Raw genomic sequence first — 15,719 nt, forward strand, 5'->3', positions numbered from 1 at the left:
ATAGCCATACCGACACGCTCGCTCGTTTTTTGGATAAAGACACCATTGTTTATAGCGCATGCGAAGATGAAAACGATGAGCATTACACAGCCTTAAAAAAAATGCAAGAAGAATTAAAAACCTTTAAAAAACTAGATGGCACGCCTTATAAACTCATCCCCCTAGAAATCCCCAAAGCCATTTATGATGAAAACCAACAACGCTTGCCGGCGACTTATGTGAATTTTTTATTGTGCAATAACGCTTTAATCGTGCCCACTTACAACGACCCTAAAGACGCACTCATTTTAGAAACCTTAAAACAACACACGCCCTTAGAAGTGATAGGAATTGATTGCAATACCTTAATCAAACAGCATGGGAGTTTGCATTGTGTAACGATGCAACTTTATTGAACAAAATCACGCTTTTTGGCGTGGTTCAAGGCGTGGGCATGCGCCCTTTTATTTATACCCTGGCTCAAAAATTAGAGCTTGTAGGCTTTGTGCGTAACGCCCAAGCGGCTTTAGAAATCATCTTGCCCGCTCATAAAACAGAGTCTTTTTTAAACGCCCTAAAAAACGGATTGCCCCCTTTAGCGTTGGTGGAGAAAATCATTATTAGCCCTTATGATAAGGCGCTTCATTTCAATGATTTTAGGATTTTAGAAAGCAAGAACCACCCCTTAAATTTGCTCAGTCAAATCCCTAAAGATTTAGGCGTGTGTGAGGATTGCTTGCGCGAAATCAGAGATAAAAACTCCCCCTATTTTCATTACGCTTTCAATTCTTGCGCGAAGTGTGGGGCGAGATACAGCCTTTTAAACGCCATGCCCTATGACAGAGAAAACTCCGCCCTAAAACCTTTCAAACTCTGCGGGTTTTGCGCATTCGTTTATCAAGACCCCACCAATAAGCGCTTCCACATTCAAGGCATCAGCTGCAAAAAGTGCGGTATCGCGCTCAATTACAAGCGATTCAAAAACGATGACGCTCTTTTAGAATGCGCTAAAGACATTCAAAAGGGTAAAATCATCGCTCTTAAAGGTTTGGGAGGCTTTGCTTTAGTGTGCGATGCGAGGAATGTTCAAACCATAGAAAGATTACGGCTTTTAAAAAACCGCCCCCTAAAGCCTTTCGCGCTCATGTTTAAAGATTTGAACACAGCCAAACAGCATGCGTTTTTGAACGCGTTAGAATGCGAAAGCCTAAATTCTGCAAGCGCCCCCATTCTTTTAGCGCGTAAAAAACCGGATACGCAATTAGCCCCCAATATCGCTAAAAACTCCCCCTTTTATGGCGTTATCTTGCCCTATACCCCTTTGCATGCTTTATTACTGGATTTATTGGATTTCCCTATTGTGTTCACGAGCGCGAATTTCAGCTCCCTCCCTTTAGCGAGTAATGAGGCTGAGATTGATTCCTTGAGTTTCATTTTTGATTTTAAGCTCACGCACAACCGTGCTATCATCCACAGGATTGATGATAGTATCGCACAGCGTGTGGATCATACCATCCGCCCCATGCGTTTGGCTAGGGGGTTTGCCCCCCTTTACCTCACTTTGCCTAAACGCTCTAATGGTTCGCCAAAAAAGATTTTAGCGCTTGGAGCGGAGCAAAAAGGGCATTTTAGCTTATTGGATAGCGAAACTTCCATTCTTTTACTCTCGCCTTTTTGCGGGGATTTGAGCGTTTTAGAAAATGAAAAACACTTTAAAGAAACTTTGGATTTTTTCTTAAAAACCTATGATTTTAAACCCACGCTCTTAGCTTGCGATAAGCATAAAAATTACACCACCACTAAAATGGCTTTTGATTTTAATACGCCCTTGTTGCAAGTCCAGCACCACCATGCCCACTTTTTAGCGAGCGTTTTAGACGCGTTGTTACAAGATCCGCATTTAAACAACCCTTTTATAGGTATTGTCTGGGATGGGAGTGGGGCTTATGAAAATAAGATTTATGGGGCGGAGTGTTTTGTGGGGGATTTGGAACGCATTGAAGAAACCGCCAGGTTTGAAGAATTTCTGCTTTTAGGGGGGCAAAAAGCGATTAAAGAGCCTAAACGCCTGGTTTTAGAAATGGCTTTAAAACACCAACTCAACAAGCTTTTAAAGCGCGTTCAAAAACATTTTAAAGAAGAGGAATTAGAAATTTTCCAGCAAATGCATGACAAAAAAATTCAAAGCATAGCCACCAATTCCATAGGGCGTTTGTTTGATATAGTAGCGTTTAGTTTGGGTCTAGTGGGAACGATTAGTTTTGAAGCAGAGAGCGGGCAGGTTTTAGAAAATCTGGCCTTACAAAGCGATGAGATCGCCTTTTACCCTTTTAAAATCAAAAACAGCGTGGTGTGTTTAAAAGATTTTTATCAAGCGTTTGAAAAGGATTTGGGCGTTTTAGAGCCCAAACGCATCGCTAAGAAATTTTTTAACAGCCTAGTAGAAATCATTAGTGCTTTAATTGCGCCTTTTAAAGAGCATGTGGTGGTGTGCAGTGGAGGCGTATTTTGCAACCAATTATTATGCGAACAATTAGCCAAACGATTGAGGGGGCTAAAGAGGAAGTATTTTTTCCACAAGCATTTCCCCCCTAACGACAGCAGTATCCCTGTCGGTCAAGCCTTAATGGCGTATTTCAACCCTACAATCATTAAAAAAGGATAAAAAGGATAAAAATGGATAGCGTAACTCTAGCATGCGGGAACGGGGGGAAAGAAACAAACGCTTTAATTGAGCGAGTGTTTATGCCCTATTTAAAAGAATTTATCGTTGCGTTTGATGAAGACGCCCCCAAGTTTGAAGCTAGTGGGGAATATTGCGTGAGCACGGATAGTTTTGTCATCACGCCCTTGATTTTTAATGGGGGCGATATAGGCAAGCTTTGCGTTTGCGGGAGCGCGAATGACGTGAGCGTGCAAGGGGGCAAACCTTTGTATTTGAATATGGGTTTTATTTTAGAAGAAGGCTTAGAAATTTCTCTTTTAAAACAAATTTTACAATCCATACAAAAAGAATTGTTTAAAGCCAACCTAAAACTCCTCTCCCTAGACACTAAAGTCGTGCCAAAGGGGAGCGTGGATAAGCTTTTTATCAACACAACCTGTATTGGTAAAACCATCAAGCCAGGGATTTCTTCGCGCCATTTAAAACAAGGCCAAGCCATTATCCTAAGCGACACTATCGCCAATCATGGGGCAAGCCTGTTTGCAATGCGTCATGAAATCAAGCTTAAAACGAATCTAGAAAGCGATTGCCAACTGCTCTATCCCTTATTAAAACCCCTATTTTTAAGCGATCTCAAAATCCATGCCTTAAGAGATGCGACTAGGGGCGGGTTAGCGAGCGTATTGAACGAATGGGCGAACAGCTCTAGAGTGAAAATCGTTATAGAAGAAGAAAAAATCCCCTTAAAAGAAGAAACGAAAGGGATTTGTGAGATTTTAGGGCTAGAACCCTACGCGCTAGCCAATGAGGGGGTATTTGTTTTAGCGCTCCATCAAAAAGACGCCCCTAAAGCCTTAGAAATTTTAAAAATTAACGAAAAAGCTAAAAACGCTTGCGTGATTGGCGAAGTGTTTGAAAACCCTTATCCTAGCGTGGTTTTAAAGAACGCATGGGGTTTTGAAAGGATCTTAGAGATGCCAGAAGGCGAATTATTGCCTAGGATTTGCTAACACGCCGTCATTTTTTAATCGTTTTAAGCCTGCCCTAAAAATGGTTTAGAGTCCGCTTAAGCTAAGTCTAAGTCCACTACACTCAAGGGATTTGAGAAAACTTGCAATATAGAGAGGGTTTTATGGTGGGTGTTACAAAAAAGCGGGCTTGATATTGATGATAAAAAAGCGCTTGAGATTGAGAGCGAAGCACACACCAAACCCCTTTTAATGGCTCAAAGTTTGTTTGAAGCTAAATAACCACAATATCGCAACTACCGCTAGCGCTTAATAGCGGAGCGTTTTTATTAACCCTATAAGGATTTTATTTCAAACCTCTAAAAGCTTCAAATAATACTCATAAGCTTCTTTGATGCCTTGCTCTAAAGGGATTTCTAATTCCCATTTTAAAGCCTTTTGTTTGGAAATATCCATAAGCTTTTGCTGCATGCCCACTGGTTTGGATAAATCTTTAACAAACACGCCCTTATAGTCTAAAACTTGAGCGACTTTTTCGTAATACTCTTCAATGCTGTAATCCACTCCAGAGCCGACATTCATCACGCTAGGGATTGAAGCGATATTGTCATAAGCTAGAGAAATGAACCTGGCTAAATCTTTAGCGTTTAGATACTCTCTTCTGGCCGTGCCATCGCCCCACATCGCAAACTCTTTTTCATTTTTTAATTTAGCGGTGTGCATCCTAGAAATAAGCCCTGGTATCATGTGCGCTATTTTTTCTTCAAATTTGTCAAACTCGCCATAAAGGTTGCAAGGCACTAAGGTTTTATAAAAAACGCCCTTTTCAGCGCTCACATACTCGCAATACTTCATCACAGAGAGTTTGGCTAAAGCGTAGCCTTCGTTCGTTGGCTCTAAAGAGCCGTTCAACAAATCGCTTTCCTTTAAAGGGTTAGGGGCGAATTTAGGATAAGCGCAAGAGCTCGCTAGATTAATGGCTTTTTTCACGCCCAAATCCAAAGCGCTAGAAAAGAGGTACAAGCCCATCAGCAAATTCTCAACCATGTAAGTTGAAAGATCGTTCATGTTAGCGACAATGCCCCCCACTCTCCCGGCGCAATGGATAATGCCTGTAGGCTTGTATTCTTTCAAATAAGCTTGAATGTTGTCTTTATCCAACAAATACAATTCGCTCTTTTTAGGGGTGAGCAACGCCACATCAGGCCTATTTTTTTTAAAATACAACGCCGTGTTCTGCCCCACCATGCCATAGGCGCCGGTGATTAAAACAATCTCATTCATAAAAATTCCTTAAAATATAACCCCCATCTTGCAAGTAAAGGTTTTTCTGGCATTCTTTTAAATCGTATTCTAACATGTCCTTAACCAACTCTTTTAAATCGTATTCCCTAACCCAGCCTAGCTCTTTTTCTGCCTTAGTGGGATCGCCTAAAAGCAAATCCACTTCAGTAGGCCTGAAATAGCGCTCATCTATGCGCACCACGATTTGGCCCGTTTTTAAATGGCTTAAGTTTAATTTTAAAGCGTTCGCTCTTTTTTCATCAACGCTTTTAATCAAACCGATTTCTTTAATCCCTGTATTTTGGAATTCTAAACCAATACCGATAAATTCAAAGCTCATTTTCACAAAATCGCGCACGCTTGTGGTCTTTCCTGTAGCGATCACATAATCTTGTGGGATGGGCGCTTGGAGCATCAAATGCATCATTTTCACATAATCTTTGGCATGCCCCCAATCTCTTTTAGCGTCTAAATTCCCTAAATACAAGCAATCCGTTAAGTTATACGCTATCGCGCTAGTGGCTCGTGTGATTTTACGAGTGACAAAAGTTTCGCCCCTTACCCTGCTCTCATGGTTAAAAAGAATGCCATTAACCGCAAACAAATTATAAGCCTCTCTGTAATTTTTGGTGATGTAAAAGGCATACATTTTAGCGACCGCATAGGGGCTTCGTGGGTTAAAGGGGGTGTTTTCATTTTGCGGGGTTTCTAAGACTTCGCCATACAATTCGCTCGTGCTGGCTTGATAAAATCGTGTTTTATTTTCTAATCCTAAAATCCGCATGGCTTCTAAAATCCTTAGCGTGCCAATACCATCAGCGTTAGCGGTGTATTCTGGGGTTTCAAAAGAGACTTTCACATGGCTTTGAGCGGCTAAATTATAAATCTCTGTAGGCTTAGTGGTAGCGATTAAATGGATGAGATTAGAGCTATCGGTCATATCCCCATAATGCAAGAAAAAACGCCTTTGATGATCGCTGTGCAAATCTTCATACAGATGATCGATCCTAGAAGTGTTGATGCCAGAAGAGCGCCTTTTTAGCCCATGCACTTCATAACCCAAATTGAGCAAGTATTCAGCCAGATAGCTCCCGTCTTGCCCGGTAACCCCAGTGATCAAAGCGATTTTTTCTTTCATTATTTCTCCTTATATTAAATTTTCTTTATTAGGCGTTTTGATTTTGTCTGTTAAAATCATCATCAATTCTTACAATATCGTCTTCACCGACATATTCGCCCACTTGAACTTCTATGATGATTAAAGGGATTTTGCCGTAATTAGCCAGGCGGTGTAAGGTGTTTTTAGGGATATAAGTGGATTCATTAGCTTGCAATTCAAACATTTTATGATCCAATTCCACGCTCGCCATCCCGCTAATCACCACCCAGTGTTCGCTCCTGTGGAAATGCTTTTGTAACGAAAGCCTTGCGTTAGGTTTGACTTCTAAAATCTTAACCTTGTAACACCCGCTCTCATGCAAGACTTCATAGCTCCCCCAAGGGCGATACACTTTAGTGTGCGTTTGCAACAATTCTTGGTTGTTTGTTTCCACCTCGCTCACTAAAGCTTTTAAATCGTTAGCCTTGTCTTTATGAGCGATTAAAAGAGCATCTTTAGTGTCAATGATGGCTAAATCCTCAACGCCTAAAAGAGCGCTCACTTTATGAGAAAACACTAAATTATTCTCGCTCTCTTTGGCAAAAATAGGCGTTTGATTCAAGCTGACATTTTCTTTAGGCTCGTTAGCCACCTCTTCAAAAAGAGCGTTAAAATTCCCTAAATCGCTCCATTTGGCGTTTAATCCTACCATTTTGATTTTGTGGCTTTGTTGCATTAAGGCTATATCCACGCTCACATCTTCTAAATCCTGCATGCTCTTTTCATTCAAACGAGCGATCTTTTTTTCAAAAAAATACGCGTTTTCCAAAGATTCAAACGCTCTTTCGCACCCCTTTAAAATAGTAGGGGCATGCTTTTTCAATTCGTCTAAAAAAACCCCCGCTTGGAAAACAAACATGCCGCTATTGAAATAAAAACCCCCGCTTTTTTGAAACTCTACCGCTTTTTCTAGGCTTGGCTTTTCAATGAATCGCTTGACATCTAAACCATTAGGGCTTTCAATATACCCAAATTCCGTGTTGGGCTTTTCAATATTGATCCCAAAAGTGACTAAAAAGCCTTTTTGGGCTAAATTAATCGCTTTTTTGATCGCATTTTCATACGCTTGAAAGTCTTTAATCAAATGATCGCTTGGCGTAACGATGAGTAAATCTTCTTTATCGCTCATTAAAGCGCTCAAAGCAATGGCGTTAGCGGTGTTTTTACTCAAGCTCTCTAATAAAAAACCCACGCTTTTGTTTTTGATTTCGCTCTCTATTTCTTCTAGGGCTAAAAAATAATGCTTTTCGTTGCACACAATGAGCGTTTCATCCACTAAAGAAGCGTTTCTTTTAAAACTCAATTTAAACAAGCTTTCATTGCCAAAAAGCTTTAAAAATTGCTTAGGGTATAGGCTACGGCTTAAAGGCCATAGGCGTTTTCCGCTCCCCCCACTCAGTAAGATATTTTTAATTTTCATGCGTTTTCTTGTCAAGCTCTCTTTTGTTTTTTAGGGTTATTATAGCGTTTTTAATCGGGCATTTTTGAGTTACTTCAAAAACTCAGCGATGACTTCATTCTCTCTGGGTATAGGAAAGAAGATGTCAGTATTGGGCGAAATGAAGACTCTGCTCCCCTCTCTAACCACCACAATAGGAGCGATTTTGCTCTTGTCTCTTAAAATTTGATTGACCACTTGATTGATCCCCATGCCGCTTTGCCTCATCAATTGCAATAAAAGATAATCCCCAAAGAAATTGGTCACCTCTTCTTTATTGCCCCTGTTGTTTAAAGCCGAAGTGATCCCAATCAACAAGCCGTTAGTGAGCGTAGAAAGCAGTAACGGCACGCCATAGCGCTGGAAATTCCTTTCAATCAATTCCCCCACCAAGCCGTTATAGCCTTTAATGTCCGCCCCTTTAGCGTTAGTGAGCATGATATTGATGCCATGGGGAGTGATGATGCGGCTCCACACAATATCCAAGCGGTATTCGCCCATTTTGTTGTTGTTGCTGTAATAGCCTATGACTTTAGAGCCTTTGGGGATTAAGACGGCCTTGCCCATGCTTGCAAAAATATCGCTCTCCACTTGCGCGATGACTTTACCAGCGATCTGGCTAGAAATAGGCGTGATGAGAAAGGCGGGTATCATCTTATCGGCTGTAATGGTGCGTAAAAGCTTGTTTTCATTAGTAGCGATGTCTTTTTCTTTAAGGTTAGTGAAACCATCGATGCCTTTAGGGTTATCCATGGGGAAAATCAGGTTTTCTTCGTAATTTTTAGGGCTTTGTTTGAAAGGGGTGATGCGAGCGGCCAGTAAATCTAATTGCTTTAGAGAAAAGTCTTTTTTAGGGGGGGTTGTGTTTGTTTTTAAATCTATGGGAGGGTTAGTAAAAGTTTCTTCTTTAGAATGGTTCATTTCTTTGGAGTTTAGGGCTTTTAAAGCGGCTTTGAGCTGTTCTTGTAAGGCTTTGATGGTAGCGTCTTTGGAGCTTTCTGTGGGAGTTGGCTGTGAGTTTTGAGTGAAGGTGTAGTCTTGTAAGGGGTATTTCACCTCATCGTCATTCAAAAGGTTTGGTTGGTTATTTAAGGGGGCTTTTGGCTTTTGGTGATAGATTAAAGAAATGGTTGTAATCGTTGCAAAACCACCCACAAAAACAAACGCCCCCTTAAGCCACTTATTCATCTTTACCCTTTTTGACAAAACGGATACACAAATAGTCCTTGCCCAATCTTAAAGTCCATTTAGCCGAAACGTCTTCAGCGATAATATAATCGCCCACAATCCTAGTATTCACCGGGTTATCATAGCCATCAACGACTTTATAAACCACCGGGAATTTAGAGAGCGCTAATTTTTTGTCAAATTTGAAATAAGTGAATTGCTTGTCGTTAAAAATTTCTTCAGGCATCAAAGAGGGTTTGGATTTTTTAGAACAAATCCCTAAACAATACCATTTCCTTTGAGAGCTTTTTAAAGCCCTATAACCTTTTTGAATGTCTTTTTTAACGATTTTCATTGCATTGGTGTTATCGCCAATAATTATAGTCTCTTCTTCTTTGGTTTCTTCTTTTTCTTCTTTTAAGGGCTTGTTGTTTGTGGGGGCATTTTCAAAAGTATTTTCTTTATTTTCTTTATTTTGCGGCTTCATAAAAGCGTTGGAGTAATAGTTTTTATCGTCTATGAAAACCTGTAAATTAGGGTGTTTGGAGCTAGTGAAAGTGGTAGAAAACACATAGAAAGAAAAAATCTTTCCCTCATTGTCAATCACGCTAATATTAGAATCCACGCCAATTTGTAGGGGTTTGATGAGCAAAATGCGATCGTTACTTTCTAAGATTTTCGCGTCAAAACCCACCTTATCCCCTAAAACAAAATCGCTAATAGGTTTTGAAAAAAACAATAAGGTCGCCATCGCATAACGCAAGCGGATTTTATAGGTTTGCCCCTGAAAGTAATCAATGTTCAAAGTGTTGGACATTTTTGAGCGGTTTTTGTCAAAAAAGCTCCCTTGAATAGCGTTTAAATCCTGCATGGGGTGGTTTAAATGTGCCGGGGCTGTTTCGTTAGCTTCTTCTAAAAAATCATCGGCTCTTAAAGCGCTAAAAGCCAACAAAAAGCCCATGAGAGCGTATAAAACCTTACGCATCAATCGCCCCTATTAGTCGGCGCGATTTCAGTGATGCTGTAGCGAGTGATTTTAAAGCCGGTAGGGTTTTTAGGCATGGAAGCGTAATCAAAATCCGGGGTGTCAAACAAATAGCTCAGCGCGATTTTATAACGCTTTTCATATACCAGCTTGTTTTCATTCATGAGTTTAGCTGCAATGGAGACGCTCGCAATGGGGTTATTGTCTTGCTGATAGATCGCAATATTGACGATATGAACTTCTCTTTCCAAATGGCTTTGCGCATAAATGCTGTTTTGGGTTTTAATCAAATCTTCAAAGCGTTGCCACACTTTAGAACTGCTTTGCAAGCGTACCAATTCATAGCGCGATTTATCGTCAATGCGGTTAATGCTCTCTCGGTTTAACACATACGCCCCTATAAGCGAACGAGCCAACGCTTCATTACTAGAAATGCTTTTATCCGCTCTTTGGATAATGGCGTAATGCTTGTCTTGGTTTAAAAAATCCACGAAATGGTGTTCGGTTTTTTGTAAGGGCAGAACACTGATTAACACGATCGCTAAAACAAGAGCGATAAAACTCATCAAGCCTAAGAGTTTATAAGCGATTTTCAAGCGGTTCCTCTCCAGCCTGAACACGCTTTGCATGTCCAAATCATTCACCGAAAAACCAGAAAGCTTGTTTTCTAAATGCTTTTCTTGGTGGCTTAAAAGCTCTTCTAAATAGTTCAATTGCTCGCTATTGAAAGGCTTTTCTTTCATGCGAGATTTAACCTGTTTTCATACAATGTGCAAGGGCTTTTTTTCATCTCATGCACCTTACTGGTGCAACCAAAAAACACAAGTCCCATGATAACAAAAAAAATTCTCATTAAATTCCCATTTATCTAAATTTCATTTTTTGTATTTATTGTATCCTTTTTAACCTTTTTTTGCTTGAAATTTGGGATTTTTACATCTAATTGAGTGGTTTCTACCTTGAATGTGGGGGAATGCGTTTCTTTTTCTTTAGAGACGCTTTTACTCATAGAAGCAGAAACGCTAGAAGAAGCGGGTGGGGTCGTGATGTATTGTAAGGAATTGAGGGCGTTTTGGCTGATGTTAGCGCTCAAATTGGTAGCGAGTTTGTAAGTTTCTTTAAGGCTGTTTTGCACCCTAAACAAAGCGTTGATGAAAAAAGGCACGCCTATAATAAAAACGCAACACAAAAATAACGCTACCACCAATAAGAGGCTTAAGTCTTGTTTTTCTTGCATGTGAGCGTCTATTAAAGCCTTAGTAACCGACACGTTCAAAAACCCCACCAACAACAAAAAAGGCTTGTAAAACCCAAGAGCGAAGCATTTTTTTAGGCACGCAACCACAACGCTCCTCCAGGTTTTAAAAAACCCAAACGCTAAAAACAGCACCCCTAAAGAGCACCACACATGCACTTCTAAATACACTAAAATGATGATCGCAAACAGCACGCTCAAAAAAAGCCCTTGCAAAATGCTTAAAAAAAGCCACACAGACATTTCATTATGGCTCAAATCGCTGATAAAACTAAGGGCGTAAAAACCATGATTAAAGATAAAATCTAAAGAAAGCGCGTGGTTAGAAAAGTTGCTCAAGCTTTGAGAGAGGCTTTGCGCGATCATGTTAGGCACAATAAAAATAGCGTTTTGGAAAAATTCATAAAAATGCAAAGGATTTTTTAAAGCGTAGTTAAAAAGCGCAAAAAACCCCACAAACAATAACGCTTCTGTTAGCGCGCTAACGCTGAAGAAATTCTGTTCTTTCAAGCTCCTGTAAGCAAAGAACATGAACGCCAAAGCGGCCACGCTATTAAACACCAATTGCGCATGCAAAGTGTAGAGAAAAAATTCAGCGAAACGCCCTAAAATCGCCGTGAGAGGCGTGATGAACCAAGAAAGAATGATTTCATAAGCGTTATGGTTCATCAATATTTCAACGGACTTTAATGTAAAATTCAAAGCCTTTACGCAAGACTAATAATTCAATTTTAGGCACGCTTAACGCTTCTCTTAAAGCCTTCGGGTTGAACGCCACATTTTTACGATTCACCCATAAAATCCTATCCCCAAGCTTTAAAAAATCCAAGCCTTTGGGTAAATGACTGCCTATTTTAGTGATAATAAAACGCTCATCTAAAGCGATGCCATAACGCTCTAAAAAAGTGTCTTTGAGCAAAAACCCTCCATAACGCTTATTGACTTTGAGCGTTACTTCTTTGATTTTATGGTTCCGTTTGATTTTCACTTTTGCAAGGCTTTGGTATTTAAGATTGCTCACCACCCATTCAAACTCCGCTAACGAGTGGATCTTTTGATGGTTGATCGCTAGGATTTCATCGTTTTTTAAAAAAGGGTTTTTAGGGAAAAAGGGATCAAATTGCGCTATTACCAAACGCTTATTCTCTTCTTCTAAACGCACCCCAATATCCCCATAATAAGGCTCTTGCTGGTTTAAAAAGCGCTTGATAAATTTCGTTTCTATAAAGCCATTCCCCCCTACCCCTAGCCCTAACATTTGGTAGCAAATATTGCTGATAACGCCATTTTTTTGAATCTCTTGTGAAATTTGGGCGTAGCGATCATAGCCTTTTTGCTTGGAAAGCAACCGCGCTTCTAGGGCTTCTTTATCCCCTATGCTAGCCATTGGCCTTATCAGGGCGTCTTTGTCTAAATCCCTTAAGGTATAAAAATACTCGCTCGGCACGCTTTGCAACAAATACAACCCTACAAAGGGATCGGATTTGATGACTTTGGCGTATTTGGGGTAAGTTTTGGAATAATACAAATACACGCCCTTAGGCAATTCTTTTAAAGCCACGCCCCCTTTTTGAAGGCTCGCTTTTTTAAAAAAAGCCTGACAATGCTTGAAATCATAAGCCCCTAAGCCATTCAAAAAAACCAATAGAACGATAAGGGCTTTGTGGAACATCACAATTTAGCAAAATTCCCCAGCATGTTAAAGGCTAAATTTTTTCGGTTTTCTTCTACAGCTTTATACCCGTCATTCAAAGCGCTCATCAAATAGATTTGCATCGCTTCTTTATCTTCTAACAGGCTGTCATCAATCTGCAAATCCACTAACTCCCCCACCCCATTAAAACTCACGCTCACCATTCCCCCACCGCTTTTGGAAGTGTGGATCGTGGTTTTATTCTTTTCTTCTAGTTGGGAAAACTCTTTTTTCATGCCGTCTAATAACCCGCCCAATTGGCTAAAATCCATCTCTAACCCTTTTCTAAAATTTCATTCTTTTCATTCACTAGCACGATGCATGGCTTGTGCGCGTTGATCTCATCTTCATTCATGCTCGCATAAGCTAAAATGATCACCACATCGCCTATAGCCACTTTTCTGGCTGCTGCGCCATTGACGCAAATTTCGCCCCTTTTTTTCCCTAAAATCACATAGGTGCTGAAGCGTTCGCCGTTATTGACATCCACGATTTCTACCTTCATGCCCTCTCTAAGCTTAGCGAGCTTGGCTAAATCCTCATCTATGGTGATCGAGCCTATATAATTGAGATTAGCGTCTGTGATAGTGGCCCTATGGATTTTACTATAAAGCATTTCAAAAGTCATTTTCTTTCACCTTTTGTAAGCGCTTGATTTCTTTTAAAACCAATTGGTTTTTTTCTAGCAAGCAAGCGATCTTACAAGGTTTTTTAAACGATTGCAAGAGCAGTAGATCGCTTAATGGGGTTTTGATCTCATTGTGAATGATTTTTTTAATTTCTCTCGCTCCTAAAGTCGTTTGATAGCTTTTTTGCGCGATGAATTTCAAAACTTCTTTATGGAATTTTAAGGCTATGTCTTGCTCTAGCGCTAGGGCTTTTAATTTGTCTAATTCCACAGAAACAATGCGTTCAAAATCCTCCAAACTGAGCGCGTTAAACGGCACGATCGCATCAATTCTGGAGCGTAATTCAGGGGTCAAAAGCTCTTTAACGGCCTTATCATACTTAGTGTTTTTAGCGCTAAAAAACCCTAGCGTATCCTTATCCTTACTCCCCACATTTGAAGTCATAATCAGTATCACATGCTTAAAACTCGCCTGATTGCCTGAATTATCGCTCAAAGTGGCGTTATCCATCACTTGCAACAACAAATCATACACATTAGAATGGGCTTTTTCTATTTCATCTAAAAGCAGCAAACAATGCGGGTGTTTTTTAATCGCATTCACCAACAGCCCCCCTTGCTCAAACCCCACATAACCGCTAGGACTCCCGATGAGTTTTGCCACGCTATGGGCTTCTTTGTATTCGCTCATGTCAAAGCGTTCAAAATGCAAATTCAAATTCAAGGCCAATTCTTTAGCCAATTCTGTTTTCCCCACCCCACTAGGCCCCACGAATAAAAAGCTCCCCACAGGCTTATTTTTTGCAGAAAGCCCGCAATACTGGATTTTAATCGCATTGCTGACGATACTAATCGCTTCCGCTTGGGCAAAAATCTTATTTTTAAGCGATTTTTCCAAATTCCTTAAAAGGGCTTTTTTATCGCTGCTCAAACGCATTTTAGGGATTTTAAGCTTCAGAGCGAGCGCTTCTTTCACGTCATCAACGCCGATTTTTTTGCCCTTTTTAGGACTGATTTTTTTCCTCGATCCCACCTCATCTAGCAATTCAATCGCTTTATCCGGCAAGAATTTATCATGCATGTAATCGCTCGTCAAATCCACGCATGCCTTAAACACGCTCTCATCATAACGCACCTGGTGGTGTTCTTCATAAAGGGGAGCGATCTTTTTTAAAATCAAATAACACGCCTCTTTAGAAGGCTCTTCAACTTTTATGACTGAAAAGCGCCTGTTGAAAGCCTTGTCTTTTTCAAACACACTGCGGTATTCTTCAAAAGTGGTCGCTCCTAAACATTTCAAGCTCCCATCTGTTAGAACCGGTTTTAATATGTTCGCCGCATCCAAGCTCCCAGCGTTACTGCTCCCTGCACCTAAAAGGGTGTGGATTTCATCAATGAATAAAATGATGCGGCCGTTTTGTTGGATTTCTTTGAGCGTTTTTTTCAAGCGTTTTTCAAAATCCCCTCTGTATTTTGCCCCAGCCACCATTAAAGCCAAATCCAAAGAATAGACTTCATATTCTTGCAAAAACTCCGGCACTTCTTTTTGAGCGATCTTTAAAGCCAAAGCTTCAGCGATGGAGGTTTTCCCTACGCCCGCTTCGCCGATTAAAAGCGGGTTGTTCTTTTTTCTGCGCCCTAAAATTTCTATCACTCTTAAAATCTCTTCTTCTCTGCCAATGACTGGATCTAAAGCGTTATCTTGGGCTAAAGCGCTCAAATTTTTAGCGTATTTTTTTAGGGGAGTGTTTTTGGGCGCTTCTTCATTATCATTAACATCATTAGGAATGCCATGGTTATCCAAATCCAATAAAGCAGGATTAGAATACAAACGAGCGATGCCAAAACTATCCATGAGTTTTGAAGCGTAACAATCGGGGTGATCCAGCATTAAAATAAGCAATTCTTCCACGCCCACGCTCTCAAAACCACTCGCATACATTCTTTTAAGCATTCTTAACAGCACAAAACTCCTGGCAGGCATTTTGGCTGGATCACTCTTTAAAGGCACATATTGCAACAAATAGTCTTTAAGGATTTGTTTTAATTTATCATAGTCATCTCTTTCTAAAGCGCCAATAATCTTTGCCCCGCTCTCATGCTCTAAAATGACTAGTAGCACATGCTCTGTGGTGCAAAGGGCGTGGTTAAGATCCAAGGCTAAATTTAAAGCTTGGTTGAGAACTTCATTGAGATCTTGATTGAATTTAGCCATTATCTTATCTCTTCTACCAACAATTTTAAAGGGAGATCTAACGCTTTAGCTTTGTCCCTAACGCATGCTGCCCTATACCTGGCAATATCATAAGGATAGACGCCACAAATCCCCTCGCCATCACGATGGATGCTTGATGTGAGGGCTTGAGCTTCTTCTAAAGACTTGTCAAAAAAATCCCTCAAAGCAGAGATTACAAATTCCGCTGTCGTAATGGGGTCATCAACCATGATCACTTGCGACATGGTGGGGGCGGGTATGTTATATATTTTCATGCTTTCAT

Annotated in this window: 16 protein-coding genes; 3 read left to right on the forward strand and 13 right to left on the reverse strand. The window is 40.4% G+C overall.

Annotation, left to right across the window (positions count from 1 at the left end):
- The 3 genes from DV63_RS11200 to hypE all read left to right on the forward strand — a co-directional run.
- The coding region (locus DV63_RS11200; RefSeq protein ID WP_020982388.1) for an agmatine deiminase family protein at positions 1–395 on the forward strand (395 nt) is incomplete at its 5' end.
- Positions 392–2,644, forward strand: a complete 2,253-nt coding sequence (gene hypF, locus DV63_RS11205) for a carbamoyltransferase HypF (protein ID WP_017179836.1) — start codon at positions 392–394, stop codon at positions 2,642–2,644. The genes DV63_RS11200 and hypF, both read left to right, overlap by 4 nt.
- A gap of 11 nt (positions 2,645–2,655) precedes the next feature.
- Complete coding sequence (gene hypE, locus DV63_RS11210) at positions 2,656–3,654, forward strand: hydrogenase expression/formation protein HypE (protein ID WP_000378787.1); 999 nt, start codon at positions 2,656–2,658, stop codon at positions 3,652–3,654.
- Positions 3,655–3,963: 309 nt separating this feature from the next.
- Here the strand turns inward: hypE and DV63_RS11215 are convergent, their stop codons facing one another.
- From DV63_RS11215 to DV63_RS11275, 13 genes are all read right to left on the reverse strand, one after another.
- A complete protein-coding gene (locus DV63_RS11215) occupies positions 3,964–4,896 on the reverse strand; it encodes a GDP-L-fucose synthase family protein (RefSeq protein ID WP_001002918.1) in 933 nt (310 codons plus the stop codon).
- The gene (gene gmd / locus DV63_RS11220; RefSeq protein ID WP_000659792.1) at positions 4,889–6,034 is read right to left on the reverse strand and encodes a GDP-mannose 4,6-dehydratase; all 1,146 of its coding nucleotides are present in this window, start codon (positions 6,032–6,034) and stop codon (positions 4,889–4,891) included. Before gmd ends, DV63_RS11215 begins: the two co-directional genes overlap by 8 nt.
- Positions 6,035–6,062: 28 nt before the next feature.
- Entirely contained in the window at positions 6,063–7,475 is a 1,413-nt protein-coding gene (locus DV63_RS11225) for a mannose-1-phosphate guanylyltransferase/mannose-6-phosphate isomerase (RefSeq protein ID WP_000694842.1), read from the reverse strand.
- Between the two features lie 69 nt (positions 7,476–7,544).
- Positions 7,545–8,681, reverse strand: coding sequence for a DNA type IV secretion system protein ComB10 (locus DV63_RS11230; protein ID WP_001045832.1), 1,137 nt, complete (start codon positions 8,679–8,681; stop codon positions 7,545–7,547).
- Positions 8,674–9,645, reverse strand: coding sequence for a TrbG/VirB9 family P-type conjugative transfer protein (locus DV63_RS11235; RefSeq protein WP_017179834.1), 972 nt, complete (start codon positions 9,643–9,645; stop codon positions 8,674–8,676). Before DV63_RS11235 ends, DV63_RS11230 begins: the two co-directional genes overlap by 8 nt.
- Positions 9,645–10,388: a VirB8 family type IV secretion system protein gene (locus DV63_RS11240; RefSeq protein WP_000660570.1), complete on the reverse strand. Its 744-nt coding sequence runs from the start codon at positions 10,386–10,388 to the stop codon at positions 9,645–9,647. The genes DV63_RS11235 and DV63_RS11240 overlap by 1 nt, the downstream gene beginning before the upstream one ends.
- Complete coding sequence (locus tag DV63_RS11245; RefSeq protein WP_001217873.1) at positions 10,385–10,498, reverse strand: hypothetical protein; 114 nt, start codon at positions 10,496–10,498, stop codon at positions 10,385–10,387. The genes DV63_RS11240 and DV63_RS11245 overlap by 4 nt, the downstream gene beginning before the upstream one ends.
- Positions 10,499–10,513: 15 nt before the next feature.
- A complete protein-coding gene (locus tag DV63_RS11250) occupies positions 10,514–11,569 on the reverse strand; it encodes a type IV secretion system protein (RefSeq protein WP_001016274.1) in 1,056 nt (351 codons plus the stop codon).
- Positions 11,570–11,576: 7 nt separating this feature from the next.
- Positions 11,577–12,572: a PDZ domain-containing protein gene (locus tag DV63_RS11255; RefSeq protein WP_000468492.1), complete on the reverse strand. Its 996-nt coding sequence runs from the start codon at positions 12,570–12,572 to the stop codon at positions 11,577–11,579.
- Entirely contained in the window at positions 12,572–12,865 is a 294-nt protein-coding gene (locus tag DV63_RS11260) for a YbaB/EbfC family nucleoid-associated protein (RefSeq protein ID WP_000347921.1), read from the reverse strand. The genes DV63_RS11255 and DV63_RS11260 overlap by 1 nt, the downstream gene beginning before the upstream one ends.
- A 2-nt stretch (positions 12,866–12,867) precedes the next feature.
- Positions 12,868–13,221, reverse strand: a complete 354-nt coding sequence (panD, locus tag DV63_RS11265) for an aspartate 1-decarboxylase (protein ID WP_000142246.1) — start codon at positions 13,219–13,221, stop codon at positions 12,868–12,870.
- Complete coding sequence (locus DV63_RS11270) at positions 13,211–15,436, reverse strand: AAA family ATPase (protein ID WP_001051487.1); 2,226 nt, start codon at positions 15,434–15,436, stop codon at positions 13,211–13,213. Before DV63_RS11270 ends, panD begins: the two co-directional genes overlap by 11 nt.
- Positions 15,436–15,711 (reverse strand): ATP-dependent Clp protease adaptor ClpS, encoded by a 276-nt coding sequence (locus DV63_RS11275; protein ID WP_000708534.1) that lies wholly within the window; start codon positions 15,709–15,711, stop codon positions 15,436–15,438. The genes DV63_RS11270 and DV63_RS11275 overlap by 1 nt, the downstream gene beginning before the upstream one ends.
- Positions 15,712–15,719: the final 8 nt, after the last annotated feature.

It is taken from the genome of Helicobacter pylori FD535 (assembly GCF_000296015.2).
Taxonomy (GTDB): domain Bacteria; phylum Campylobacterota; class Campylobacteria; order Campylobacterales; family Helicobacteraceae; genus Helicobacter; species Helicobacter pylori_CT.

Coding starts and splice junctions, on each gene's coding strand:
- panD (WP_000142246.1), bottom strand. CDS start 13,221: ATGACTTTTGAAATGCTTTATAGTAAAATCCATAGGGCCACTATCACA.
- DV63_RS11235 (WP_017179834.1), bottom strand. CDS start 9,645: ATGCGTAAGGTTTTATACGCTCTCATGGGCTTTTTGTTGGCTTTTAGC.
- gmd (WP_000659792.1), bottom strand. CDS start 6,034: ATGAAAGAAAAAATCGCTTTGATCACTGGGGTTACCGGGCAAGACGGG.
- DV63_RS11225 (WP_000694842.1), bottom strand. CDS start 7,475: ATGAAAATTAAAAATATCTTACTGAGTGGGGGGAGCGGAAAACGCCTA.
- DV63_RS11230 (WP_001045832.1), bottom strand. CDS start 8,681: ATGAATAAGTGGCTTAAGGGGGCGTTTGTTTTTGTGGGTGGTTTTGCA.
- DV63_RS11270 (WP_001051487.1), bottom strand. CDS start 15,436: ATGGCTAAATTCAATCAAGATCTCAATGAAGTTCTCAACCAAGCTTTA.
- DV63_RS11240 (WP_000660570.1), bottom strand. CDS start 10,388: ATGAAAGAAAAGCCTTTCAATAGCGAGCAATTGAACTATTTAGAAGAG.
- DV63_RS11250 (WP_001016274.1), bottom strand. CDS start 11,569: ATGAACCATAACGCTTATGAAATCATTCTTTCTTGGTTCATCACGCCT.
- DV63_RS11245 (WP_001217873.1), bottom strand. CDS start 10,498: ATGAGAATTTTTTTTGTTATCATGGGACTTGTGTTTTTTGGTTGCACC.
- DV63_RS11260 (WP_000347921.1), bottom strand. CDS start 12,865: ATGGATTTTAGCCAATTGGGCGGGTTATTAGACGGCATGAAAAAAGAG.
- DV63_RS11275 (WP_000708534.1), bottom strand. CDS start 15,711: ATGAAAATATATAACATACCCGCCCCCACCATGTCGCAAGTGATCATG.
- DV63_RS11255 (WP_000468492.1), bottom strand. CDS start 12,572: ATGTTCCACAAAGCCCTTATCGTTCTATTGGTTTTTTTGAATGGCTTA.
- hypE (WP_000378787.1), top strand. CDS start 2,656: ATGGATAGCGTAACTCTAGCATGCGGGAACGGGGGGAAAGAAACAAAC.
- DV63_RS11215 (WP_001002918.1), bottom strand. CDS start 4,896: ATGAATGAGATTGTTTTAATCACCGGCGCCTATGGCATGGTGGGGCAG.